The organism is Candidatus Venteria ishoeyi (assembly GCF_030378065.1).
Lineage (GTDB): Bacteria > Pseudomonadota > Gammaproteobacteria > Beggiatoales > Beggiatoaceae > Venteria > Venteria ishoeyi.
The window spans coordinates 64,639-90,896 of the sequence record NZ_JAUCGJ010000015.1 but is presented as its reverse complement, the minus strand read 5'-3'; the positions used below and the strand labels follow the sequence as shown (position 1 = coordinate 90,896).

Genomic DNA, 26,258 nt, shown 5'->3' with positions numbered 1-26,258 from the left:
AAACCAAACGTCTCAAAGCTGGTTGGAATGAAACATATCTGCTAAAAATTTTATTGGGCACGTCGTAAAAACCAAGAACTACATAACACTATGGTATTTATTAAATTTTTAATGCGATTGCCCTGCCAACTGTCCTGAAAACTTTTTTGTACAAAGGAAGGGCAGAATGTATAAAAATCTAAACCTTTTCATCAAGTAAGGAAACTAAAAAAGCGGACAATATTTGTCCACTTTTTTAGTTTAATTTGTGATGTTTTGCTGAACCATCATGAGCGAAGACGGAACAAGACGCAATAGATTCACCAATAATTTCTGAAGTTGTCAGTATTGCAGATAATAGACATTATTTTCCAGACGCCCAAAACCGCGTTTAACCCAATATTGAACCTGTTCCTGCACTCGTATCCGGGCCTGTTGCGCTAACAAGTCTGCATTAAACGCCTTACCCTGCATTTGCCATTGCAGTGCCAATTGCAGGCGTGTCAGTTTTTCCAATACAGCTAAAGGCTGTTCCAGTGCACCCTGGATTTTTAATAATTTTGATAAATCCGTGATTGCCCCTGTTTTAGCGTCAAAACGACTGCGCACGCTCATGTTTAATTTAACATCCCCGTCTTGCGTTTGCAGATGTAATTGCAGGGTTTCTAATGCCGGGTTATGGGCCAGTAAATGTTTACCTTCTTTCAGCAAAAACAGCGGTAGCAAATAACGCTGTTGATATTGTGGTTTTTTTAGAATTTTGAGTAGTTCAAGCGTTTTTTGTGCATCCAGGTTTTGCAGCTTAAGCAGCCACTGTGCTTTGCCCCAAGGTTTATTTTCCCATTGTATATCGTCCACCTTTCCCTGTGCGGAGAGATTAAGCTGGTTTTCCTGTATATCACCGCCAAAATGCCACTGGTTATTGTTCAGTTGCACTGTCTGCTGTAAGGGAAAATCTAACTGGATGCCCTCAATATGGGCTTCAATGTCTGCGCCGTGGTGTAAATCATTGTCTTTGTCTTTTTGCGCTGTTGCATTAATGGTTAATGCATTGATTGTGACCGGCAGCGCTGTAGCAGACCACTGTATTTTGGGTATAAAGCTGTAACTGCTAAGTTGTGGTTGCATTTTTTGTAGTTGCAGCGTGCCTTGTGCTGCAAAATAGTCATCCTGTTGCTGATGCGGGTTTTTCGCCTGCCATTGCCAGCGGCTTTCAATATAACCATCCAGTACCAGACGACTGTGGACATAGAGTTGTTCCCCGGAACCTAACAGACTTTGCAGTTGTGAAGTCAGTTTTTCTCCGGGGCTGACATAAGTTGAGATTTCCGGCACCTTAAACGGCAGCCAGCCATGATGACGCTGTTGTTTAATGCTAAGCGTTTCTGGCAGCACTGCCAATTTTAAGTTAATTTCGTCGCTGGACATCCACCAGCCTGTCTGTTGCTGCCACGCCAGGTTTTCAATTTGTGGCTGCTCTTGTGCCTGTTGCTGAAGATTTTCCAGATAATAAGCACTGCCAAAACTGGTCAGACCAGGCATAAATACCAGTAATAACAACAGCAACAAGGTGATGAGCAGCAGGATTTTTTTCATTAGACAACTTCTCAATATAAAGTCAGTGGAATATCCTGCCTTGCCAGAAACTGACAGCTTGGGCTGTGAGCCTTGCAAGTGAATAAACTGGCTTCCAGTGTCCCTGCCCCCCGATACCAGGTCAGTGGCAATAACACAAATCCCCGTAAGTCAATCGTGCTTGCTGCGGGTATTGGAGCCAGTCGTATTTCTTCAGGTTTATGATGATACAAGGCGGGTAAAGTTTCATTTTCCAGCGTGATTTGCTGCCCTGTGGCGGTGGTATAAGTTAAACGCAGCAATAAATCCGGGCTTGGATGTGGATTACGATTTTGAATCGATAGCTGCACGAATAAGCGATAATTTTGCCCCTGAGCCACCGGGTTTTCTGCGTATAAACCGGTAATTTGCAGGCCAGCACCAGTTTGCGCTGTTGCAGAAACGGACAAAGTCAATAACAATGAACAAAAACAGAATAAGGTGAATATTATTGACTTAAAAAATGAAATATTCATATCTACTATATTTATGCCTCTATTCCGTATCAATTGCTACTGCTCGAATTTCACGACCTAAAGGCAGGTTAACACCTTTTGACTTCATGAAATCTCTTTCCAGTTCAATGAGATAATCAAGTCGCTTTTGCAGAAAAATATCTGCCTTATTATTTTTCAAATCAGATAAAGCATCAACAGGTATGGCATGGCTTTTCAATATATTATTTGCATCGCCGTCCAGTTGTGTAAGCCAGTTTTTAGCCTGACTAAAATCACTATTGGAACTCACAGTTCCAGATCCACTAAATAAAGCAAGGTTTAATACTCTATTAGCAGGACTGGAGGCCAGTGTTTTATCATTGACTGTTGCTGCAATTTTACCGATAGCAAGATGCCCATGTTCTGCAAATAATGTACTGAGTTTTTTAACTGGAATTTTTTCATAAGAAATTTTATTTTTTGAGTACTGTTTTTTATAATATGGTTCTTGAGCAATCATTACCAACAGTAAGCTCCTCACTCTTGCACTGCGCATATTAAAGGTTTTAGGAAAAGCTTGAGCAGGTTCATCCAGACGCATACTCTCAAGAAGCTCAGGATTGTCTTCTGTAGCAATTTGTTCCCGAAATTCTTTAATCAGGGCACCTACTTTTGAGGAGCCTCGTGAAGCAAACCAACCAGTAAATGATGAGACCCAAAACCAACGCTCGAGAAAGTTTATTTGTGCTGGAGTAGGCTCAGAGCAGGATGAAAAAAAACTGCTTAACACAACCAGTTGCATGGAATAAGGTAACAGGCGATGATTATAAACGCCCAGTTTAGCCAAAAACTCTAATGATTTTATTAGGGCTGTTTGCGTTTGCTCTACAACAGTCTGTAATTTGTCTCTGGGATCAGTGCGGTTGGTATCGGTAAATCGTGTCCAGTCAGTTCGATAAACATCTTCACCTAAAATAGCCAACAGCGAGCGTAAAATCGTAACCCGATCAATATTTCTAAATCCATACTTATCCAACGCTTCAAGAATCGCATTAATATGTTCTGAAATAGTTACTTGATTTTCCCGATAACTGAGTGCTGAGACCATTTCATCAGGACTTATGGGTTGACCTTTTGAATTCAGCCGGGCAAAAATCTCTACCGCCCGGTTAATCCCCGTATACTTGATGCGAATAACAGGCACCTTATAGGACTGAAAGCGCTGTAACAGTTCTTGTATTTTTTGCACATACGCAGCCCCCTTATCTCCATTGTCCTGCAAAATACGTTGTGATTCATGTAAAAAAGAAACAGTATCTAATAACTTCCACATAGGAAAGTGCCAGGATTCAGGTTTAGCATCAGGAGATTTAGGATGCTCAAAAATATCATCCCGGATATTAAACCAAATCCACCAACGCTCAGGGTCTTCATCATCATTTTGAGTTTTACTTTTATTCTCCGCCGCAGCCATTAACACGCCGGTCAAGGTAGACAAGCGTTGTTGCCCGTCTAACACATGAGCGCTAAGCGCTGAAGGTGCGGCAGGTATCGCCAATGGCCCAATCCAGTTGCGGCTGCTGACCTTCTCTTCAGTTTCCCACACCAACAGGCTGCCAATTGGAAATTGGCGATTGATACTATCCAGCAATTCAGTCATTTGCTGGCGTCGCCAGACATAAGAGCGCTGAAACTTTGGAATACGCAGTTTGCCCACTCTGACTTCAGTGAGTAGTTCAAATATAAACGTCACTTCCGGTTTGAGTTCAGGTATTGATGACATTATTTTATTCCTGTAAATATAGCGCTTAAAGCTCAGATAGAATTAGTTCAACCAGATAATCCAGTTCACCTTGTCCGTCACGTTGGCGCAGTGCTTTGGCAGTAATTACATTATTAAAATTATTGAGCTTTTCGATAACCTCTTTACCAAAACCTTTAGCCAACTCTATTCGATCAGCTTCACTGATATTTTCATAAAGCTTATGTACTGATGCACTGGCACCTGACAGATTTAAACCTTTTTTCATTGGGTAATGATCACGTTGTGCTGGTTTGAGCCGCTTAACAGCTTCAAGAATACAACGCTTTTCATAATGTGGTGTTGAGGGTATCCAGGCTTCCAAAACTTCATCCGGAATATAGTTTTCAATGGTACACTTCGATAAAATAAGGCACGGAACGTCTTCAGTTTCACAAGTTTCTTGTACCAAACGCGCATTTTTGTGTATCTCACCGGGTATTTTGGCATCACTATCGGTAAATACAACGCCCCGGAATGGAATCCCCTTACTTTTTCTCTGTTGAACATAATCTGTGATCAGTTTGGGTAATTCTCCGATTCCGCCTGAACTATCATAATAAATAAAACCTGGTGCGTTTTGGCGCTGCTCATTTATTGCTTCAGGCGCTAGAAAATCCAGAACGCTATTGATAAAAAGACCATCTGTAAAACGGTTTTCCATCAAAATCACCAGTGGGGTACTCACATAATCAGCGGCTTGCCGGGGTGGTAAAGCATCAGTAAGTGGTTTGGTGGAAACTATAATTTTTTGTTTAGGGAAATCAGCATGGGCATTTAAATCAGCCGCCATAGCCGCTTTATTAAAAAGTTCTTGTAGCCATTCACACCCAGTTCTCTCCAACCAGCCACTTGCCTCAATCACTTCAGTATCATCAATTTGCCAAACATGCCACTCATCAGCAATCTTGTTTATAATACGATCAAGAAAGCGCCAATAATCAGGATTGCTGACAACATCTTCAGCGATGGTTACTTTCATAGTGTTGCCTATTCCTTCCCCCGCCGCGCCCGATGCAGGGCCTTTAATTCTTCATAGCCTTCAGTGAATACACCTTTTGGCCACCAATCGACTGAACCATCAGGCAGAATTTCTATAGGCTTTATAGTGCTGTAACCATCAGGGTGTTCCAATACAAAATAGAGCGCAACCAAATGAGGATCCAAACCTTCGGCTATGCGCCGACGTATGCGTAATAACAGGTTTTCTGAGTGGGTTTCTACCAGTACCTGGGTTGAGCCTTTACGCGCCGTGTCCAGAAAAAGATCTCCCAGTGGTGCATGGGCGGCGGCATGTAGGTGGAGTTCAGGTTGCTCTAACAGATCAAGCAAGCTCTTATCGGAAGATGTCTGATGAGACAATTGTTGCACGATAACCGGTAATACTTGCTGAATGCCATGACCAACATCAGCAAGATTGACACTGATACTACCACGCTGCAATAAGCAATGGTAAGCACTGCCAGCATAATCCAGTGTAATACGCCAACCATCAAGGTGTTGCTGAAACCAGTCTGAAACTAAATCCAGCAAATTACGATCCCTGTCTAAACGGGCTACAGCACCCGCGCCATCAAAGCCCAGTGGTGTCGAAACTCCAGTCTCAAAAACACGGGGAATTTCACTACGTATCGGGCCTAAATGGGAAACCCGATCTTCAAAATCTTGTACGGACTCCCGCCAGTCTTCTATAAATGCTCGGGATTCTTTGTAGGCACTGCGTGTATCAGGTAATAGACCTCGAAAAGGTATTTCTCCAAATCCATGGTAAGAAGCAATTGTTTTTGCTTGTGGTTCCCATTCCAGGTGAAGCGGAAATTGAGGATGTTCAATATGCAACTGGGATACAATACTGAATTCTGAGTGTTCTTTGTCTGTTGAAAACGGATTTTGTACATTTTGAACGGTGGCTTGTACATCCAGTTTCTTTTCTTGCTCATTCAGGACAAAGCCAAAGGAAGCTGCACCATGCGCCAAACCGCCATGAGTTAAGTCACAAAAACGCCCTGCAAAATCTAATTCATCAACCTTAACGGGAAAATCACGGCCTGCTCGTGTTGATAAGGCACGTAACAAAAGGCGTGGTAAGCGTAGAAGCGTTGATTTACCACTGTTATTTTTACCAAAAAGCAGGGTTAAAGGTCTGAGATTGATTTGTGCTTCATCGCGGAAGGCTTTATAGCCTTTACAATTAAAAGACGTGATTTTCATAGGGTTTTATGTTTTTAATCATGGTTTAAGGTAACTCGCAAGAAATAACACCCCCATAGCGCGCAGGATTTTTATCTGTTTTCAAGGCGTGAAAACCGGCGCATAGTGAGCTATGTAACGGTTTTTATAACGCGGAAAACGGGTAAAAAGACCAGCGAAATGGGGGGTATTATTCGCTGCGAGTTACCTAAGGTACTATCTCTAACGCATTTCCTTTAATTTCCGATACAACATCCGCAACTTATCCGCCAGTGCTACGCTGATACAGCTAAGCGGCTGGCTACAGTAATCAAATTGTCCAATCGGATAGGCATCAACACCTTGCTTGCCTGCCAGACCATACTTAAACTGCGCGGTGCCGGGCACCTTGTCCGGGTTGATGCCGCCCAGGTCATACCAGCGGTAGCCCTGCTGTTGCAGCCATAGGAGCATATTCCAATGCAGCAGATAAGAAGCGCGGTTTTTCAAACCTTCATCGCTGGTCGCGCCTAAGGCATAAATCCCCATGTCACCTGCTGCCGCGCAGATAATCGCGGCCTGGATTTCACCATCCAAGCGGCATAACATGACATGCATCTTAAAATTTGGGGGCAGGGCTTGCTGCATGTCACGATATTCTTCAATATCCACATATTCCACAAACTGCTTGCGCTGGTGCATTTGACGATAGGCAGCCTGAAATTGTTCGTAAAGTTCATCGCTGCTGCCTTCAATCAGTTCAAAACCCAGTTTTTCTGCACGTTTCAGATAATTGCGCCAACGCGGTTTCAGCGCTGCCCGCAAGGCTTCTTCAGACAAGCTGAGGTCAACGTATAAAGTGCGCCCACCTTCTGCCAGTGGTTTGCGCTGATAATTTTCCTGCGCCAGAATGTCAATTTGCTCCTGGGCGGCGGCATCATCGCGGATGTTGGGTAAAATACGCAGCAACAAACCGCGTTTTTTAGCGTATTCATCGCGCAAAGCGCGTGACATCTGACGGAAATGTTCCGGGTTGGGGGGCTGGTTTTTAGACTGCCACAGACCGCCCCAGCGCAGATAAGCAATGCCACCGGGCAGCACGGGCAAGCGCATTATGCGCAACTGCGCCGCTGCGACAATATTATCACCTTGTTTTAATACGCAGTGACTGAGGTTATCCTCTCCCCAGCGTACCTTGCCATAAGCCCAGGTCTGATACAGACTGGCATCGGTGAATTGTTCCAGTAATTGATACCAGTTGGTTTCAGCAATTGAATCGACTTCAAGCTGATAGGTTTCGGCTAATGGTGCCATGATCTTGGATAATTTCCTTATCAATAATTTAGCGTAAGGAGGAAGCAGTTTTCAACGCCTTTAGCGCTGATCGAGCTTACACCAAACTCAAGTTAAGGAGTGAGGATGAAATAAGTCCAGTTTCTGAAGTTATAAAATTCTCACTCCTAAGTAGCGGTCATAAATGGCTTTACGCTCTAAAATATTTTTTTCTATATCAAACTCAGCCAGAATCTTGTTGCGTCCTGCCTGCCCCATGTGCTGGCGCAAAGCTGCGTCAGTGGCGAGCTTTTGTATCGCGGCAGCAAATGCCTCTGGATTAGCGGGTGGGGGTAAATAACCACTCACCCCGTCTTCCACCAGTTCAGGAATACCGGTAATGTGCGTGGCGACCACAGGCACCTGTTTGGACATGGCTTCCATTAATACCACAGGAATGCCTTCACTGATACTGGAAAGTACAAAAATATCAGCCTGCTCAAAATAAGCCTGGATTTTTTCCTGTAACACGATGCCAGGCATTTCAATCACATCCTGCAATTGATAATCTGCGATAAGTTGCTGTAATTTTTCACTTTCCGGGCCATCGCCAATTAATACACAACGAAAATCCAGACCCTGTTGTTTCAGTAAGAAACAGGCTTTTAATAAATCAGCATAGGCTTTAACCGGTACAAAACGCCCAATGGCCAATAAGGTCAATTTATCATTGGCGGGGGGTGGGGCAGGCAGAAACTGCTGCGGATTCAAGCCGCAATGCACCACAAAAACCTTGTCCGCGTATTGTGGATAATGTTTGAGAATAAAGTTTTTATTATATTGAGAAATACACAGAATAAACTGCGCGCTTTCGGTTTTTTCCTTAATCAGTACCCGCTCAATAAGCAAAGCACTGCCATGTGCGGTAATGCTGTAGCTGATACCCAGCAGTTTTGCCACCAGCAGCGCAATCGTGGCATTATTGTGATAGAAATGCGCATGAATATGGGTAATACCCTGGCGTTCAACTTCAGCCGCCAGATAAACCGCTTCGGCAAAATGGTAAACTGTGCGGATACGGTCGTGAAGACGGGTATCGGGACGTGAGATAATATAAAAAAAATAATATAAATAGCGCAAGGGCATACGCAAAAGAAACCGTATATGCGTCCAGATAAAATCCCATTTTTTTAACGGAAAAATATAAAATACCTTGCCTTTAAATACCTCATCCTCTTTGGAAATTTCTTCCGCTGCGGGACGATGAATGGATAAGTGGCGAATGCTGTAACCCAGTTTTTCCAGCCCTTTGACTTCGCGGGAAATGAAAGTATGACTCAGTACCGGAAAATCGGATGTGAGATAGGCAAGTATCGTTTTTTTCTTAGGCATAATGACGCTATTATAACGTAATTCTGTTCCTGAATAAGTGAGTTACAACATGACACAATCCCAAGCAGTCAAATCACCCAATGCCTCCGGCTTAAAAATGATTGATTTCCAGCAATTGTTCAGTGCTGAACAATTAGAGCAAATCAAGCAGGTTGAAACCTTCCGTGACTCCCAGTATGTGGTACTGGATATTCCGGCAACCCTGGATTATTTTACCCGACGCTTTGTCTGCCAGTTACCGGATTTCAGCGAAATTAATCAACAGACAGTGATTGCTGATGTCGGCACGGGTTATGGTTGGATGGCAATGGCACTGGCATTTACCACGGATGCCAAAATTATCGCGGTAGAGCCTGATGGCGCGCGTTTAATGGCGGGTAAAAAAATTGCGGAAATCTTGGGTATTGCCGAGCACATAGAGTGGCAGGTTGCGCCATTAGGAAAATTACCTATGGCGGATCGTAGCATAGATATTGTGTATTGCATTGAAGTGCTGGAGCATATTTATCACGATCCTACCGGTATCCCGGATTTATGCCGCATCAGCCGGGATTTAATTATCTTGACCACGCCGAATTTATGGTTTCCCATTATTGCCCATGATACGGAATTGCCTTTCTGTCATTGGTTGCCGATTCCTTTACGTGAGGTCTACGCAAAGCTGTTTGGAAGGGTTGGTGGCACCACGGAAAATGATAACTTATTCTGGTCACCGTTTTCCTTGAAACGGCAAATGCCTGGATTTAAACCAGTTTCCAACTGGCTGCATTACATTTCCTACCAAAAGTATCTGGATGCTTTTCCTTATTACCTGCCTTATGGTGATGAACCGGAAGTGGTTGCAGGGCCGGGGCGCTGGAAAGGTTTATATTATGGGCTGGTGTCCAAGCTCGGTAGCCTGGGACGGTATATTATACCTTCGCTGTCTTATGTGATGAAACGGCAACAAAACAAGAAATAAACACGGTTTTTGAAATATGATAAAAATATTACAAAATCATCTACTTATTATTTTTGGTTGGTTTTTTATTGGTTTAGGGCTTATTGGCGTCATCTTGCCAATATTGCCTACCACGCCATTTTTGCTTATTGCTTTAGCATTGTTTTCAAAAAGTTCACCCAGATTCCATAAAATGCTGCTCAATAATGCTTGGTTTGGCCCAACCTTAAAACAATGGGAAGCTAAAAAAGCTTTACCACGGAGAATCAAATACAAGATATATTTCATCATTATTATCAGCTTTTCAATATCCATCGCCATTTTTGCTGACAAGGTTCTGCTTCAGTTATTGTTGGTGGGTATCGCTGTCGTTTTACTCTTTTTTATCTGGCGTATCAAAGAAGCGCCTTTAATGGCTCAAAGTTTAGATGATGAGTAATACCAATGATTCTGCATAGTTGTGACCTGTGTTTTGTTATTTACTGACCGTTCCTAAGCAAGCCATGCAAAGTGCTCAGCACTTCCGGTGTATCCCATTCAATGCCTGCGTTCACGCCGTAGGCTATTTTTCCTTGCGGGTCGATAATGAACGTGGAAGGATAAGCAAAGACTTTCCATTGTGCAGAAACGTGCCCTTCCTCATCCATTAACACGGGGAAATCAACCACAACTTGCTGCATAAATTTTTGGATGGTTTCAGGTTTTTCCGCATAGTTCACAGAAATCAGGCTAAAGGGCGTATCGTGCATTTTTTCGCGCAAACGGTTGAGCGAGGGAATTTCTTCCACGCAAGGCGGACACCAGCTTGCCCAGAAATTTACGACGGTTACGCGCCCGAGATAATCGTTCAGGGCGTAGTGCTTGCCGTTGACATCGGGGAGTGCTATCGGCGTGGGTTGAATTTTTCCACGATAGGGTTTTAAACGCTGATCCACGCCTGAATCAGTGTTGAGTTCAGGCAATTTCAGCGATGTTTTGCGAATCGGCGCAAGTGCTGTATTGCGCAACAGTGATAAACGCGCTTTGAGCTTGTCGGGCAAGCTTTGCTGCATTATCTGTGCAGTCGCTGATGGGGGGCTATCATCAAAAGGAAACAGGCTGCGGATGTTGGGCATGAGTTCAGCGTAAACACTGCTGCCGCCAGCATGAAGGGTTTCCAATAAATTTGCCAAATGCCAGCGATTACCGTCACCTTCAGCCTGGAAAATAAAAATGGGCAGGCGGTTGAGACTGAGTACGGGCAAATATTGCGCATCTTCGCCCAGTTGTGGCACTTTTAAGTACAAGGAGGGGGAAAACAGCACAATACCGCCTACAGCACGGCTATCGCCGAGTTTAAGCTGCCAGGTATGCGCACCGTGCAGAATCGGCATTGCAGCCGAATGTGTCCCCAGCAAAATTAAAGTTTTATCACTGCCCTGCTGTAAATGCTCAAGCAACTCTGCCACATAGTGTCCGCTGAGTGTGCGCATATGGTGGACGCTGCGCGTCATAAACAAGGATTCCTGCAAATCAGTCAACCAGACATCAAAACCTGCCTTAGCCAGCAAGTCCGCCACATGGTGGTGACTGTCACGAAAGCCGAAAGCATTGGCAACCCATAGCAGTCGATACTCGCTATTGGCAGCGGGATATTGGTGCAGGATGATTTCAGATTCATCGCTGAGCGTGACCGCATGTTCTTCTGCTGCTTTGACATAACAAGAAGCAAACCAACAACTTAAAAATAAAATAATGAGCAGGCGCATAAACTACCGGATTTAGTTGATTATGAATTAAAATATGGTATACAAAAAGTAAACATCATTATTAAATATCAAAAACGCTATAAAGCAAACCCCTAACGGGATTATTTGGCGAAACTATTGCCAACAGCACAGAATACAAAAAAATGAACAGGAAAACTTTACAGTGGCTTAACCTCAGTCTGATACTGGCATTTTTACCCCATATCGTGCGCCTGCCGTGGTGGCTGCCACCGATTTTTTTGGGGCTGTTATTCTGGCGTTACTGGGCTTTAGCACATGCACAGCATTTGCCGGGGGCGCTGCTGCGCACGCTGCTGACTATCACCCTGGCGGCGGTGATAGTGATTCACTACAAGGGTTTATATGGACGCGATGCGGGCATTGCCCTGTTGGTGGGCTTGCTGGGGCTGAAAATGCTGGAATTGCGTGGTCATCGGGAAATGATTATTTTGATTTTCCTGAGTTATTTCCTGATTATGACACATTTTTTGTATTCTCAGTCGATTCCCACGGCCTTATATTTGATGCTGGTGTTACTCATCACCACCGGCACCTTAATCAGTATACACGACACCCAAAATGGTTTGGATATACGCCAGCGCCTGCAACTGGCCACCCGTCTGCTGGTGCAGGCCATGCCGCTGGCACTGGTGTTATTTGTCTTGTTTCCACGTCTGCCAACGCCCTTATGGGGCATTCCTGAAACCAGTCCAGACAAGGCGCTCAGCGGTATTAGTGAATCCATGTCACCCGGTAGTTTCAGTGAATTGAGTTTATCGGATAAAGTCGCATTCCGGGTACGCTTTCCAGCGCAGCGCCCAAAAAATCATCAGCTCTATTGGCGTGGTCTGGTATTGTGGCATACCGATGGCAGTACCTGGACACAAGGCACGCCGCCCTTGTCAGCCGCTAAAATTCGCGTATCCGGTACGCCTGTGCCCTATGAAATTACCCTGGAGTCACACCAGCAGAACTGGCTCTACAGCCTGGATATTTCCCCTGATGCCGCGCAAGGTTTGCCACTGCGTCTGGCTTTACACAGAGAGGCCGGACAACAGCAGCGCCTGCGCCGAAAATTATACCGGCGCGTACAATACCGTATGCAGGCTTATCCAGACTATCAGTTGAGTTATCAACAGTTAAACAGCGCAACAAGCTTACGAACTTTCCATCGTGCCTTGCAACTACCCGCTGGCGCGCACCCCAAAGCCCGCGCCCTGGCGCAAAGCTGGCAGGAAGACAATCCCAACCCGGAAGCCATTATTAAACGCGCTTTATTATATTTTTCAGACAATGAATTTGAGTACACACTGGCACCTGAATTAATGCCCGATGATCCGGTGGATAGCTTTTTATTTGACAAGCGGGCCGGATTTTGTGAACACTATAGCAGTGCTTTTGTCACCTTAATGCGCGCAGCCAGCATTCCCGCGCGGGTGGTAGTGGGGTATCAGGGAGGAACGATGAATCCGCTGGGAGATTTTCTCACCGTGCGCGCACGTGATGCCCATGCCTGGACGGAAGTCTGGCTGGCAGGCAAGGGCTGGATACGCATCGATCCCACCGCAGAAGTCGCGCCATCCAGAGTTAATCAGGGCATTGCCACGGCATTGCCGGAAAGTGTGCGTCCGCTGGGTATGCTGCTGGATGAAAATTCCTGGCTGTTTATAAGCTGGCAACAATTGCGTTATGGTCTGGACGCAATTAATAATAGTTGGAATCAATGGGTGTTAAACTATAACAGCGCCCAGCAAAATCATCTGTTATCCCGCATTGGACTGGAACATATCAGCAAGCGCAACTTACTGTTATTACTACTGATTTGTTTAGGCGTATTGACGCTACTTGCTGCCTGGTGGATACTATCAGGTTATCACTGGCATAAAAAGGACCCCCTACAGCAGCAATATTTGCGTTTTTGTCGTAAACTTGCAGGTTCGGGTTTGGTGCGTCAACCCTGGGAAGGATCCGAGGACTTTGCCCGCCGCGCCGTGCGGCAACAACCCGCATCCAGTGAACAGATTTGGGCTATCAGTGAGATGTACGCCCGTTTGCGTTATCGTGAAAATGATCCCCGGACATTAAAATCCGGGCTAAAGACACTGAAGAATCTAATACGTTATTTTCATCCTGTAAAAGGGCGAAAATAATTTTTTAATCCAAGGAGACTTTTTGTTATGTCTGTAAAACATCCGATTATTGCGATCACCGGTTCTTCCGGTGCTGGTACCACAACGGTTAAAAAAGCTTTTGAAGGTATTTTCCGTCGCGGACAAATCAGCTCTGCCGTTGTTGAGGGTGACAGCTTCCATCGTTTCAACCGCAAAGAAATGAAAGAAGCCGTTGTCAAAGCCGATGCAGAAGGTCGTGATCTCAGTCATTTTGGCCCGGATGCCAACGTCTTTAAGGAACTGGAAAACCTGTTTCGAGACTACTCCAATGATGGCGCTGGCAAACGGCGTTATTACCTGCACAATGATGAAGAAGCCGCACCTTATAAACAGGAGCCTGGTACTTTTACTGAATGGGCAGATTTGCCAGAAAATACCGACCTGTTATTTTATGAAGGCTTACATGGCGGTGTCAGCGATGACGCGGAAGGCATTGATGTCAGCCGTTATGTTGACCTGCTGATTGGCGTGGTGCCCAGCGTGAATCTGGAATGGATCCAGAAAATTCATCGTGACGTGCATGAGCGCGGTTATTCTACTGAAGCAGTGGTTCACACCATTTTGCGCCGTATGCCGGATTATGTAAACTACATCGTACCGCAGTTCACCAAAACCCATATTAACTTCCAGCGTGTACCGCTGGTTGATACCTCCAACCCCTTTATTGCCCGTGATATTCCAACGGCTGATGAAAGCATGGTCGTAATTCGCTTTAATCGTTATCGGGATCAGGATTATAATTATCTGCTGAATATGATCCACGGCTCTTTCATGGCGCGCCCTAACAGCCTGGTAATCCCCGGCGGTAAAATGGGTTTTGCAATGGAAGTGATTTTCCGTCCCATCATTGCAAGGATGATGGAAGACAAGCGTAAAGCTTTGTTAGGCGGTTAAAAAATATTGTGTTTTACGGATAACACCCCTTCAAAGGGGTGTTATCCGTTGGCTCCTTAAAAATTATTTTCCATAACGATTTTTATAGAATTGATAATTGTGTAAGTGCTTAAGCATAGGGCTATGACAAGAAAACTTATCAGTTTTGACTGGGCCATTAAAAAAATCCTCAGAAGCAAAGCGAATTTTGTTATTTTGGAAGGATTTTTGTCTGAACTCTTAGCCAAGGGTTTAGCACAGGCAAAAGAAACGCTGGATGTGCTGAAAATGGACGCAGCAGAGCGTTGGGCTTATGAACAACATCAAAACCAACGCCACCGTGAAGCCAGTTTATATCAGTCTACTTATGTACTGGGTGAGATCAAAGCTAAAAAAGAGACTGCCAGAAATTTAAAAAAACTGGGGGTTGATGTTAATACCATTGCGCAGGCAACGGGCTTATCTATCGCAGAAATTGATACACTTTGAGGAAAATCAATTTGCGTAGAGACGCAGCAGCGCGATATCTCTACAATATTATTTCAAAATAAAATTAATGATGTCTCGACATCTTCCCGCCGAATGGGAACCCCAAACGGCAATATTACTGACCTGGCCCCACGCGCAAGGTGATTGGGGAACTCAACTGGATGCAGTGGAACACACGCTGCTGCAAGCCTGTCTGCATATCAGTAAACATCAATCCCTGATTATCGCCTGTCTGGATGTGGCACATCGCCAGACCCTGCAACAAAAACTCAATACCAGTGGTATTCCCACTTCAGCTTATCAACTATATATCGCACCTTCTAACGACAGTTGGACCAGAGATCATTCGCTTATCAGCATCTATTCAAATCAACAACGTGTGCTGCTGGACTTCCAATTTAATGGCTGGGGTAATAAATATCCTGCTACGTGTGATAATCAAATTAGTTTGCAACTGCATCAACAAGGCGCTTTTACTGAAAACGGCATCGACAGTCCGCTGCAAAGTAAAGATTTTATACTGGAAGGTGGCAGCATAGACAGTGATGGCTGCGGCACCTTGCTGACGACCCGCGAATGTCTGCTGGCTCCCACGCGCAACGCTGGCTGGACACAAGCAGCAATTGAAGCATATTTAAAAAAAACCTTGGGCGTGCAGCGTATCTTATGGCTGGAACACGGTGGTATAGCAGGCGATGATACCGACAGTCATATTGACATGCTGGCACGTTTTTGTAATGCCCATACTATTGCCTATAGTATTTGCGAAGATCCGCAAGACTCTCATTACCAACCCTTGCAACAAATGCATGAAGAATTGACGCAGTTCAGGCAAAGCAATGGCGAAGCCTATCAACTCATCCCCCTGCCACTGCCGCAAGCCTTATATAATCAAGAAGGTCAGAGATTACCCGCCAGTTATGCCAATTTTTTAATTATTAATACTGCCGTCTTATTGCCGGTATATGGCGATCCTGCCGATAAAATTGCCCATCAACGCCTGTCCCTGGCATTTCCAGAGCGGAAAATTATTGATATACATTGTCGTGCCTTGATTGAACAATATGGGAGTTTACATTGCATGGCCATGCAGTTACCCTGTGGAAAAGAAGTTTAACAACACAACCCTGTGTTATAAAAACTCAATTCCAGTCATTATAATTGGAATCGCTCATTCTGAAGGAGGGTGCTCATGAATTTTTTTGGGCTTAAGGCTAAGGTCATTACAGGTATTGCCATACCCTTGGTATTTCTTTTAGGTATTGGCATACTCAGTGTCATCAATATCAATGCAATTTTAGAGACCAATAAATGGGTTGAACACACTCATGACGTACTGGAAAAAGCAAATGCCGTTGTTGCCACCGCTGTGGACATGGAAACCGGTATGCGCGGTTATCTGCTGGCGGGTAAAAAAAGTTTTCTGAAGCCCTATACCACGGGGGAGCAAAAAACCTTCAAGGGCATAGAAGTTTTACAAGGCACTATCAGCGACAACCCGGAACAGGTCAAACGTCTGGAGGAAGCCAGGGATATTTTGCAGGAATGGCAGCAGAAAGTGGTGGAACCCATGCTGCAATTACGCCGTAATATTGGCGATGCGGAAACCATGAATGATATGGCAAATCTCGTCGGGCAAGCGCGTGGCAAAAACTATTTCGATAAATTTAGAGGACAAATTCATACCTTTGTCAGCAGGGAAAGAAACCTGTTGACTAAACGCGAGCAGAATTCAGATTCAGCAGAACAAGTGTTGATTAAAAATTCAGAACATATCGGTAAAACTAAAGAAAAACTATTAACAGATCATGGACTGACTTATGAGACAAGCAGAAAAGAAATTACAAGCAACCTGAAAACAATGCAGGAAAACCGAAAATGGGTTATCCATACCTATAACGTGATACAACAGGCCCAAGCCATATTACTCAGCACCGTTGATATGGAAACTGGTATGCGTGGTTATCTGCTGGCAGGTAATGATGCCTTTCTCGTACCCTATCAACAGGGTGAAAAAAACTTTTTTAAGCAGACCAGCATGCTAAAAAATACGATCAATGACAACCCCGAACAAGTGAAATTACTCACTGATATTGAAAAAAATATACATGAATGGCAGCAGCAAGTCGTGAAACCCATGACAGAACTGCGCCGAAAAATTGGTGATGCCAAAACCATGGATGACATGGCCGATCAGGTTGGGGAAGCCTATGGCAAGGTATATTTTGATAAGTTTCGTGGGGTGATGAGCAGTTTTGTTGCAGAAGAACAAGGCTTGATGAGCATACGTCAACAATCCAGTATCAATGCTGCGGAAAATACTAAAAACGCTATTTATGCTGCCGTATTTTTTGCCCTGCTATTTGCAACTGCCATTGGCGCTTATGTCATTGTGAATGTATTAAGACAAGTCGGTGGCGAGCCTGCAAAAATTGCCGAAATTGCGCAGCAGGTTGCAGATGGCAGACTGGACATACAATTTAACAATAAAACAACCGGTATTTTAGAAGCCTTGGCAACGATGGTCGCACGTCTTAGAAATATCGTCGGTGATACACTCAGTGCTTCAGATGCTGTTGCCAGTGGTAGTGAGGAAATAAGTGCCGCCGCCCAGGGTCTGTCCCAGGGTGCTACGGAACAAGCTGCTTCGCTGGAAGAAAGTACAGCTTCCATGGAAGAACTGGCTGCAACGACACAGCAGAACATGGAAAATGCGCAACAAACTGAGGATAAGGTTGCACAGGTAACAAAGGATGCACATGCAGGGCAGGAAGCAGTAGAGGGAACCATTGCTGCTTTGAAAAAAATTGCTGGAAAAATCAGCATTATTGAAGAAATTTCCCGCCGCATTAATTTACTGGCTTTAAATGCAGCAATAGAAGCCGCGAGAGCAGGAGAGCAGGGCAAAGGTTTTGCTGTGGTCGCCGTGGAAGTGCGTAAGCTTGCAGAAGACAGTCAGGTCGCAGCAAAGGAAATCAGTGGCTTGTCCGATACCAGTGTCATTCAGGGAGAAAGTACCGGAGAACTCATTCAAAAGATGGTGAAAAACTTCAGTGAAACTGCGGAACTGGTACAGAGCATCGCTATTGCCAGCAGTGAACAAGCCGCAGGTTTTGAGCAAATCAATCAAGCCTTAATGCAACTGGAGCAAGTGACCCAGGCCAATGCCAGTGCTTCTGAGGAGATGGCAGGCACCACCTTGCAACTCTCTGAACAGGCAACACAACTGCGGAAAAGTATATCCATTTTCAAGATATAAGGTATTATGAAATATCCGGGTTAAAGAACCATTTGGCAAAGTGAAATATCAACATTGAACCTCGAAGAGGCCACCGCAGATTATGCTAACAAGAATATCTCTCACATATGAAACAATAAAAAAACTCACTTTGCTTAATATACTTTTCATTCCTCTGCTCGTTAACACGGTGCTTGCTAAACCGTAGTCACTTGAAGGTCGTCATTTTCGTTTGAAGCTGACTTACCGTTTTTAATATGGAACACAAACATGACTGAACCTTCTGGATTACTCAATGCGGCATTTATTAATGATCTGTATGAGATTTGGCTGCAAGACCCAAACCAGTTGGAGCCGGAGTGGCAGCTTTATTTTTCTCGGGTTCAAGTATCACAGTCAAGCGCCAAGCCAGAACGCTCAGCAACGCAGTTACAGGCGCAGTTTCGCTTGCACCCTAGTCAGCAGGCAGATAATGCCGCCTCAGCACAACGCAAACGGCGCCAGTCTCCCCACCCATTGATAGCAGAAACGACCACGCAACCAGCTATGCTATCTGCCAGCTTATTATCCAATGCCTTATCCCGGCAGCAAATGGAAAAACAAAGCGCCGTGCATCGTTTGATTCATTATTTCCGGGTGCGGGGTCATGAAATTGCCGAGTTAGATCCGCTGAAGTTACACGATACCCGTTATGTCGAGGATTTGGATCCCGCGTTTCACGGCTTGACTGAAGCTGACATGGACATGGAGTTCAGCACGGGTACCTTTTTCGCTTTCAGCAACCAACAAGCAACATTACGCGAGATTTTTACCGCATTGCAGCAGATTTATTGCGGACATATCGGTATCGAGTTCATGCATCTGACCGATACCCGAAAAAAACGCTGGTTACAGGAAAACCTGGAAGCACGTTTTGTACATGATGAATGCGGGGTGGACAGTGATTGCAAGCAACATATTTTAGAGCGTCTGGTCGCCGCAGAGGGGCTGGAGCATTATCTGCACATGCAATATGTCGGACAAAAACGTTTTTCCCTGGAAGGCGCGGAAAGTCTGATTCCACTGCTGGATGAGGTGGTGCAAAACGCCGGGCGTTATGGTGTGAAAGAACTGGTTTTTGGCATGGCCCACCGGGGGCGTTTGAATGTGCTGGTCAATATCATGGGTAAAAGTACCCGTGAATTATTTTCCGAGTTTGAAGGCACCATTGATATCGATCCCCGGCGCGGCAGTGGAGATGTAAAATACCATCAGGGCTATTCCACCGATGTCATGACCCCCGGCGGCCCGTTGCACCTGACCCTGGCATTTAACCCCTCACATCTGGAAATCATCAATCCGGTAGTGGAAGGTTCAGTGCGCGCCCGTCAGGAACGCCGCCACGATCATGAGCGCAATGAGGTTCTGCCGGTATTGATTCACGGCGACAGTGCTTTTTCCGGACAGGGCGTGGTAATGGAAACCCTGAACCTGTCGGAAACCAAAGGCTACCGCACCGGCGGTACGGTGCATATTGTCATCAATAATCAAATCGGTTTCACTACCAGCGATCCTTTTGACGTGCGCTCAACGCTGTATTGCACCGATGTTGCCAAAATGGTGCGCGCACCGATTTTTCACGTCAATGCCGATAATCCCGAAGCGGTCATTCGGGTGTCCAAGCTGGCGCTGGAATACCGCATGAAGTTTAATATGGATGTGGTCATCGATATGATCTGCTACCGGCGGCATGGACATAATGAAGCCGATGAACCGATGGCAACCCAGCCGCAGATGTATCAGCGGATAAAAAAACACCCGCCAATTACCACCTTGTATGCTGAAAAACTCATCAAAAATGAAATTATTCAGCCGCAGGATGCGGAAATGATGGCGCAGCAATACCGGGCCGTGCTGAAAGCGCAGGAAATGGTGGAAATGGCACGGCGGCGTAAGGTTGATGGCTTTGAATATGGTACCAACTGGAAACCCTATCTGGGTACTAAATGGACTCAGGAAGCGCCAACCCATATCAGCAAGGAAGCACTGCAATATTTATCCGAGCGCATTACCAGCCACCCCCCGGATTTTAAGTTGCACCGCACCGTGGAGCGGATTATTGAAAACCGCAAAAAAATGGCAGCAGGCGAGATAGATGCCGATTGGGGTTTTGCGGAATTACTGGCTTATGCCAGTCTGCTGCAAGCCGGTTATCCCGTGCGTTTATCCGGACAGGATAGTGGACGCGGCACGTTTGCCCATCGTCACGCAGTGTTGCACGACCAATCCCACAATGGCATGTACATTCCTTTGCAACATATTACGCCCCGGCAACCACAATTTCTGATTATCAATTCTCTGCTGTCCGAAGAAGCGGTACTGGGCTTTGAATTTGGTTATGCTTCTTCCGAGCCGGAAACCCTGACCATCTGGGAGGCTCAGTTTGGTGATTTTGCCAATGGCGCGCAGGTGGTGGTTGACCAGTTCATCAGCTCCTCAGAAGCCAAATGGCGGCGCTTGTGTGGCTTGGTATTGTTTCTGCCGCATGGTTATGATGGTCAAGGCCCGGAGCATTCCTCCGCCCGTCTGGAGCGTTATTTACAATTATGCGCGGAAAATAACATGCAGGTCTGCGTACCCAGCGAACCTGCGCAGTTTTTCCATTTGCTGCGCCGTCAGATGCTGCGGCCTTATCGCAAGCCGCTGATCGTAATGACGCCCAAAAGCCTGCTGCGCAACAAACACTCCACCTCCAAACTGGAAGATTTTACTGACAAGGATTTTGAACTGCTGATCGATGAAACCGACACCAGCATCGATCCCAAACAGGTCAAACGGGTATTGCTGTGCGCAGGGCAGGTGTATTTTAAACTCCTGGAAGCACGCACCAAAAAAGGCATTAACAATATCGCTATTTTACGGCTGGAACAGCTTTATCCGCTGCCCCGCGCCACCTTGTCACGCGCACTGGAAAAATACAGCAATACCAAGCAATGGTTCTGGGTACAGGAAGAACCCCGCAATCAAGGTGCCTGGAATTTTATCCACGCCCGCGTCCTGGATACCATGCATCAGCCAAATATCCGCCTGGGTTATGCCGGACGTTTATTATTTGCCTCGCCTGCCGCCGGTTACTTAAAAGCCCATCTGGATCAAGAGCGAGAATTGATTGAACAGGCGTTTGATTTGGAATTCAGGGGCTAAGGCAACTCACCTACCCATTTCGCTGGTCTTTTAGGCCGGCATCAGCGTTGTGAAAACCATGACATAGCCAGCTATGTGAATGGGTAATATGCAATATTGGAAAATCACCTACGTAACCAACCAGAAAGTCTATGAGCCAATTTCCCCCTACACCCGATTCCGATCCTAACGCTGATTTAGACCCCGCTTCCGCCCTGATCAACCTACTCAATGATGCCCAGCGCGAGGCGGTGTGCGCGCCATTAGGCAACCGCCTGATTCTGGCGGGGGCGGGCAGTGGTAAAACCCGCGTGTTGATTTACCGCATGGCGTGGCTGATGCAGATCGAGCGTATCTCACCCTATTCCATGCTGGCGGTAACCTTTACCAATAAAGCCGCCAATGAAATGCGCGCGCGTTTGATGAAATTGCTGCGCACTGCGGAAAATAGCGGACAGCCAAGAATTTCCGCCTATGACCTCTGGGTCGGCACATTTCACGGGCTGGCGCACCGCCTGTTGCGGCAGCACTGGCAGGAGGCGGGACTGCTGGAAAACTTCCAGATTATCGACAGCGAAGACCAAAGCCGTATTGTGCGCAAGGTGATGAAGGCGCTGGAACTGGATGAAAAAAACTGGCCGCCAAAACAGGCGCAGTGGTTTATTAACCAGTGCAAGGATGAAGCGCGACGTCCGCATGATTTGGATAATTATGATGATGTGTTTGAGCGCACCATGAAACAGGTATATAAAAATTATCAGGAGACTTGCGAGCGCAACGGTCTGGTGGATTTTGCCGAATTGCTGTTGCGGGTACATGAACTCTGGGTACAGAATCCGCACATCCTGGCAGATTATCAGCGGCGTTTTCAGCACATACTGGTGGATGAGTTTCAGGATACCAACACCATACAATATCTCTGGTTGCAGCAGTTGGCAGGCGCGCAGGCACATGTGTTTGCAGTGGGTGACGATGACCAGTCGATTTATGGCTGGCGTGGGGCGAAAGTTACTAATTTGCATCACTTTCAGCAGGATTTCCCCGAAGTTCAACTAACCAAACTGGAGCAGAATTACCGCTCTACCGGCACCATATTGGAAGCAGCAAACCGTTTGATTGGCAATAATCCGGGGCGGCTGGGTAAAAACCTGTGGACTGATGGCGAGGAAGGGCTGCCCATCAGTTTATATCGTGCATTTAATGAATATGATGAAGCGCGGTTTATCGTTGAACGGGTGCAAAGCTGGGCCGATGAAGGCGGAAGCTTGAAGGAATGTGCCATATTATATCGCTCGAATGCGCAATCGCGGGTGCTGGAAGAGGCTTTGTTATCTGCCCGTCTGCCCTATCGGGTATATGGCGGCTTGCGCTTTTTTGAGCGCGCAGAAATCAAGGATGCGATGGCCTATCTGCAACTGCTGGCAAATGAAGATAATGATTCTGCTTTTGAGCGCGTGGTAAATACCCCCACCCGTGGCATTGGCGATAGAACCGTGGAAATCGTGCGCCAGGAAGCGCGGCGTAATGGTATCTCCATGTGGCGGGCTGCCGGACAAGTGATAGTATCCGGCGAACTCACCACCCGCGCCGCTAATGCCCTGCGTAAATTTCAGGAAATGATTCTGCAACTGCGCGAGAATACCGGCAGTCTGCCCTTGCATGAACTCACCGAGCAAGTTCTGGAAAACAGCGGCTTGCGCGCACAGTTGAAAAAGAAAAATACAGAAAAAGATCAGACCCGGCTGGAAAACCTGGATGAACTGGTCAACGCCACCAAGCATTATACGGATGAAAGCCTGGACAGCGATGGGCTAAGTCCACTGCAAACCTTTCTTAGTAAAACCGTGCTGGATACTGGCGAAGAATCCAGCCACAGCGGGGAAAACGGTGTGCAGTTAATGACTCTGCATTCCGCCAAGGGGCTGGAGTTCCCGCTGATTTTTTTATGCGGTCTGGAAGAAAAATTATTTCCACACAGCATGTCCTTACAGGATGAAAACGGTCTCGAAGAAGAGCGCCGCTTATGTTATGTCGGCATCACCCGCGCCATGCGCCAGCTTTATATCAGTTATGCGGAAGTACGGCGTTTGCATGGGCAGGAAAATTATACCCGCCCGTCACGTTTTATTCATGAAATCCCGGCGGAACTGCTGGAAGAAATCCGTTTGCGCAGCAGCAATCAAGCCGTATACCAAGCTCCCAAAGCCCCGGCCTTTGCGATGGATAGCGGTGCGGGTAAGTTCCGTGTCGGGCAGCGTGTGATGCATCCTAAATTTGGTGAGGGCGTGATTTTAAATAGCGAAGGCAGCGGCGCAACCGAGCGGGTGGAAGTACATTTTGGTCATCAGGGTAGCAAATGGCTGGTACTGGTGTATGCCAACTTGCAGGCGGTGGAATGAATGAAGCTTAGGTTATTTAGGATTCGGGGCAAACCTGGTTACGCCCAGCCGCTTTAGCGCGATAAAGCTCCTTATCGGCCTGTTCGATCATGCGTTCGCGGGTTGCATCCGGCAAGTGATCAGTAGCGCAGAGGCCGATACTGACAGTGATCCGAAATTCCTGGCCCTGATACACGTAGTGTTCCTGCTCAAGCATCATGCGCAAGCGCTGACAGACCTTGATCGCCTGCACCTTAGTCGTGCCACGCAGCAGCACCGCAAATTCTTCCCCACCGAAACGAAAAGCGGTGTCATATTCACGCATTGCATTCTTCAGGGTAGCGGCGAGGCCTACCAGCACGACATCGCCAGCGAGATGACCATAGCTGTCGTTGATCTGCTTAAAGTGGTCGATATCGAGGATTGCCAAAGCCAACGGGGTATTGGTACGCATGACCGCGCCCAGCTCGCTCTTAATCAGGTGGTCGAACCAACGCCGCTGATAGAGACCGGTGAGGTGATCCTGGATAGCCATCTTCTGTAGCATATTTTTCTGGTTGATAATACATTGGTTGGCCTCCTCCAGCTTTTGATAAGCTAACTCCAGATCCCGTCGTTGCCGCCAGAGCTGGATGAAGACCTGTACTTTACTTTGCAGGATGAAGGAATCGAGTGGTTTGTAGAGATAGTCCACCGCACCCGCCTCATAGCCCTGGAAACGGTAGCGTTCTTCTTTGCTAATGGCGGTAATGAAAATAATGGGAATAAGGCGAGTGCTGGGATTAGCGCGCATTAACTCAGCCACCTCAAAGCCGTCCATCTCAGGCATCTGCACGTCCAACAGCACCAAGGCGAACTCCTGCCCCAGCAACTGCCTCAATGCCTCTTTGCCTGAGAGCGCCCGACATATTTCAATATCCCGCTCCTGTTCAAGTAGCATCTCCAGTGCGAGTAAATTTTCTTCATGATCATCAACGATCAGTACGGTTGGACGCATCCCTCTACTCATTAAATTTAGTGGAAATTTCAGGTAAACAACAATGCACTGACGGCATCTTCCAGCGGTGCGTCAGCGCGGTCGGGGAACACCAGGTCACCCGCACCGCTGCCCATCAGATCGGAGACGCCAGCAAACACATGTTCCAGGCCGGTTTTACCGGTGATATCCGGGCTACGTTTGTCCAGACGTTCGAGTTCTTCGTTGGGGAAGGGATCACCGTATAAACCACCGCGCACGCTTTTACCCAATACCAACATGGCATTGCCACGTCCGTGATCGGTGCCGTTATCACCGTTGGCTTTAAGCTGACGTCCGAATTCACCGGAAATCACAATAATAATCTGATCCGTGATATTTTCTGGCAGGTGCTTAAACAGAGTTGCCAATGCGCCTTGTTCGTGAAATAAATCGGCAAAACGTTGTTCAATGTAACGTTTCTGGTTTTTGTGCGTATCCCAGCCGCGATAGGCCAAAGAGGCAATGCGAAAATTGAGCAGGTCACGGCAGGCAAAACAATCGTATAAACTGGCGATTTGCCGCCCAAAACCCGTATTATTGAGCAGATTGAGGCCGCTTTCACTGGCAAAGCGGCTATCATATAAGGCACGGATTTCATCAGGAATCGGGATATTGGGATTATCGGCATCATCACCAATCAGACGCGCTTTCATGGCATCGCCAAACTTGCGCAGGGTGATTTCATGTTGAATCAGTTTGTAATAGGGTGATTGCTTGTCCATTTCACCTTGTTTAGCCGCATAATAGGCTTTTAAGGCGCGACTCATGACGCTGGAATCTGCTTCCGGGTTGTAACTGGCAGCATTGACATCGGGGCTGAATAGACCTAAGTCACGCGCATTGGGCACGGAAATGACTTGCTCGTTATTATGTTTGCGCGGATCACTGGCATGGGGGCCGTAACAAAAACGGCGGATTTCCCGGGTCAGAGAGATAATATTAACTTCAGCATCAGGATCATTTTGTTGCGCCTGATCGCGTAGCACCCTTGCCAGACGACCGCCCCAACCGGGTTTATCCATATCATGCACGCCTGCGTTGCGATCACCTTGCTCCAGTGCCAGCAGTGCGTGGGCGTGATTACGATTGTTCGCGGTCAGGGTATTATTGACAATGGCGGCATTGCCCTGTTCCCATTGTTCAAATAACCAACCCGCACTGTTTAAAAAACCGAATTCCGCGCCAGCAGGGGCGGGGTTCAGCGTGGGTTTGAGAAAATCATCGTCCCAGCGTTGTTGAAACGCGGCATTATTGGCGGCAATGGAATGCGAAGTTGCGCGATGATACCAGTATTGCCAGGCAAAGCTGTTTTCATCAGCGCTGAACGCAGGGGGCATCAAATGGCGAAAATCAGGGCCGCCATCCAGAGAGATATTTAGCAGAATTTTTGGCGGGGTAGCAACCGGGAAATCAGCCGGTAAGTTTGTTGTTGCCGCCAGTGCGCTACGACTGCTTAACAATGATAAGCCGCTGCCCATCAGCAGGCTGCTGGCAATGGCGCTTTTTAAGAAATCACGTCGTTTCATGGTTTTTCTACCTCAACTCGGGATAAGTTTTTTTCATATTATCCCGCTCAA

Annotated in this window: 19 protein-coding genes; 9 read left to right on the top strand and 10 right to left on the bottom strand. The window is 46.5% G+C overall.

The window, feature by feature from the left end:
* Positions 1-321: 321 nt before the first annotated feature.
* The 7 genes from QUF61_RS07060 to QUF61_RS07030 all read right to left on the bottom strand — a co-directional run bounded on the left by QUF61_RS07060 (position 322) and on the right by QUF61_RS07030 (position 8,664).
* Positions 322-1,575 (bottom strand): DUF945 family protein, encoded by a 1,254-nt coding sequence (locus QUF61_RS07060; protein ID WP_289681144.1) that lies wholly within the window; start codon positions 1,573-1,575, stop codon positions 322-324.
* 11 nt (positions 1,576-1,586) lie between these two features.
* A complete protein-coding gene (locus QUF61_RS07055; protein ID WP_289681143.1) occupies positions 1,587-2,069 on the bottom strand; it encodes a hypothetical protein in 483 nt (160 codons plus the stop codon).
* A 19-nt stretch (positions 2,070-2,088) separates the two neighbouring features.
* The gene (locus QUF61_RS07050; protein ID WP_289681142.1) at positions 2,089-3,813 is read right to left on the bottom strand and encodes a DUF262 domain-containing protein; all 1,725 of its coding nucleotides are present in this window, start codon (positions 3,811-3,813) and stop codon (positions 2,089-2,091) included.
* A 25-nt stretch (positions 3,814-3,838) separates the two neighbouring features.
* Positions 3,839-4,813 (bottom strand): hypothetical protein, encoded by a 975-nt coding sequence (locus tag QUF61_RS07045; protein WP_289681140.1) that lies wholly within the window; start codon positions 4,811-4,813, stop codon positions 3,839-3,841.
* An 8-nt stretch (positions 4,814-4,821) separates the two neighbouring features.
* The gene (locus tag QUF61_RS07040) at positions 4,822-6,042 is read right to left on the bottom strand and encodes an AAA family ATPase (RefSeq protein WP_289681139.1); all 1,221 of its coding nucleotides are present in this window, start codon (positions 6,040-6,042) and stop codon (positions 4,822-4,824) included.
* Positions 6,043-6,243: 201 nt separating this feature from the next.
* A complete protein-coding gene (locus QUF61_RS07035) occupies positions 6,244-7,314 on the bottom strand; it encodes a lipid II:glycine glycyltransferase FemX (protein ID WP_289681138.1) in 1,071 nt (356 codons plus the stop codon).
* 129 nt (positions 7,315-7,443) lie between these two features.
* Entirely contained in the window at positions 7,444-8,664 is a 1,221-nt protein-coding gene (locus QUF61_RS07030) for a glycosyltransferase family 4 protein (RefSeq protein WP_289681136.1), read from the bottom strand.
* Positions 8,665-8,713: 49 nt separating this feature from the next.
* Here QUF61_RS07030 and QUF61_RS07025 point away from each other — a divergent pair, with 49 nt between their 5' ends.
* Both QUF61_RS07025 and QUF61_RS07020 read left to right on the top strand, forming a co-directional pair.
* Entirely contained in the window at positions 8,714-9,625 is a 912-nt protein-coding gene (locus QUF61_RS07025) for a class I SAM-dependent methyltransferase (RefSeq protein ID WP_103918421.1), read from the top strand.
* Positions 9,626-9,641: 16 nt separating this feature from the next.
* Entirely contained in the window at positions 9,642-10,043 is a 402-nt protein-coding gene (locus QUF61_RS07020; protein WP_103918422.1) for a YbaN family protein, read from the top strand.
* A gap of 40 nt (positions 10,044-10,083) precedes the next feature.
* On the opposite strand, the gene QUF61_RS07015 is transcribed toward QUF61_RS07020, so the two are convergent.
* Positions 10,084-11,352, bottom strand: coding sequence for a TlpA disulfide reductase family protein (locus QUF61_RS07015; protein ID WP_289681133.1), 1,269 nt, complete (start codon positions 11,350-11,352; stop codon positions 10,084-10,086).
* 143 nt (positions 11,353-11,495) lie between these two features.
* On the opposite strand from QUF61_RS07015, the gene QUF61_RS07010 reads away from it, so the two are divergent.
* The 7 genes from QUF61_RS07010 (at position 11,496) to uvrD (ending at position 23,684) form a co-directional block, all read left to right on the top strand.
* Positions 11,496-13,502 carry a transglutaminase TgpA family protein gene (locus QUF61_RS07010; RefSeq protein WP_289681131.1) on the top strand — a complete coding sequence of 669 codons (2,007 nt, stop codon included), beginning with the start codon at positions 11,496-11,498 and terminating at the stop codon, positions 13,500-13,502.
* Between the two features lie 27 nt (positions 13,503-13,529).
* Positions 13,530-14,417 (top strand): phosphoribulokinase, encoded by an 888-nt coding sequence (locus tag QUF61_RS07005; protein WP_103918425.1) that lies wholly within the window; start codon positions 13,530-13,532, stop codon positions 14,415-14,417.
* Between the two features lie 123 nt (positions 14,418-14,540).
* Positions 14,541-14,885 carry a hypothetical protein gene (locus QUF61_RS07000; protein ID WP_289681129.1) on the top strand — a complete coding sequence of 115 codons (345 nt, stop codon included), beginning with the start codon at positions 14,541-14,543 and terminating at the stop codon, positions 14,883-14,885.
* Between the two features lie 67 nt (positions 14,886-14,952).
* On the top strand, positions 14,953-16,002 hold the full coding sequence (locus QUF61_RS06995; protein WP_289681128.1) for an agmatine deiminase family protein: 1,050 nt from the start codon (positions 14,953-14,955) through the stop codon (positions 16,000-16,002).
* Positions 16,003-16,077: 75 nt separating this feature from the next.
* Positions 16,078-18,144, top strand: a complete 2,067-nt coding sequence (locus tag QUF61_RS06990) for a CHASE3 domain-containing protein (protein WP_289681127.1) — start codon at positions 16,078-16,080, stop codon at positions 18,142-18,144.
* Positions 18,145-18,393: 249 nt separating this feature from the next.
* The gene (locus QUF61_RS06985) at positions 18,394-21,306 is read left to right on the top strand and encodes a 2-oxoglutarate dehydrogenase E1 component (protein ID WP_103918427.1); all 2,913 of its coding nucleotides are present in this window, start codon (positions 18,394-18,396) and stop codon (positions 21,304-21,306) included.
* A gap of 131 nt (positions 21,307-21,437) precedes the next feature.
* The gene (gene uvrD, locus QUF61_RS06980; RefSeq protein WP_103918428.1) at positions 21,438-23,684 is read left to right on the top strand and encodes a DNA helicase II; all 2,247 of its coding nucleotides are present in this window, start codon (positions 21,438-21,440) and stop codon (positions 23,682-23,684) included.
* A 16-nt stretch (positions 23,685-23,700) separates the two neighbouring features.
* Here the strand turns inward: uvrD and QUF61_RS06975 are convergent, their stop codons facing one another.
* Both QUF61_RS06975 and QUF61_RS06970 read right to left on the bottom strand, forming a co-directional pair.
* A complete protein-coding gene (locus tag QUF61_RS06975; protein ID WP_177428110.1) occupies positions 23,701-24,660 on the bottom strand; it encodes a GGDEF domain-containing response regulator in 960 nt (319 codons plus the stop codon).
* A gap of 29 nt (positions 24,661-24,689) precedes the next feature.
* Positions 24,690-26,207 (bottom strand): DUF1501 domain-containing protein, encoded by a 1,518-nt coding sequence (locus tag QUF61_RS06970; RefSeq protein WP_103918430.1) that lies wholly within the window; start codon positions 26,205-26,207, stop codon positions 24,690-24,692.
* Between the last annotated feature and the right edge of the window lie 51 nt (positions 26,208-26,258).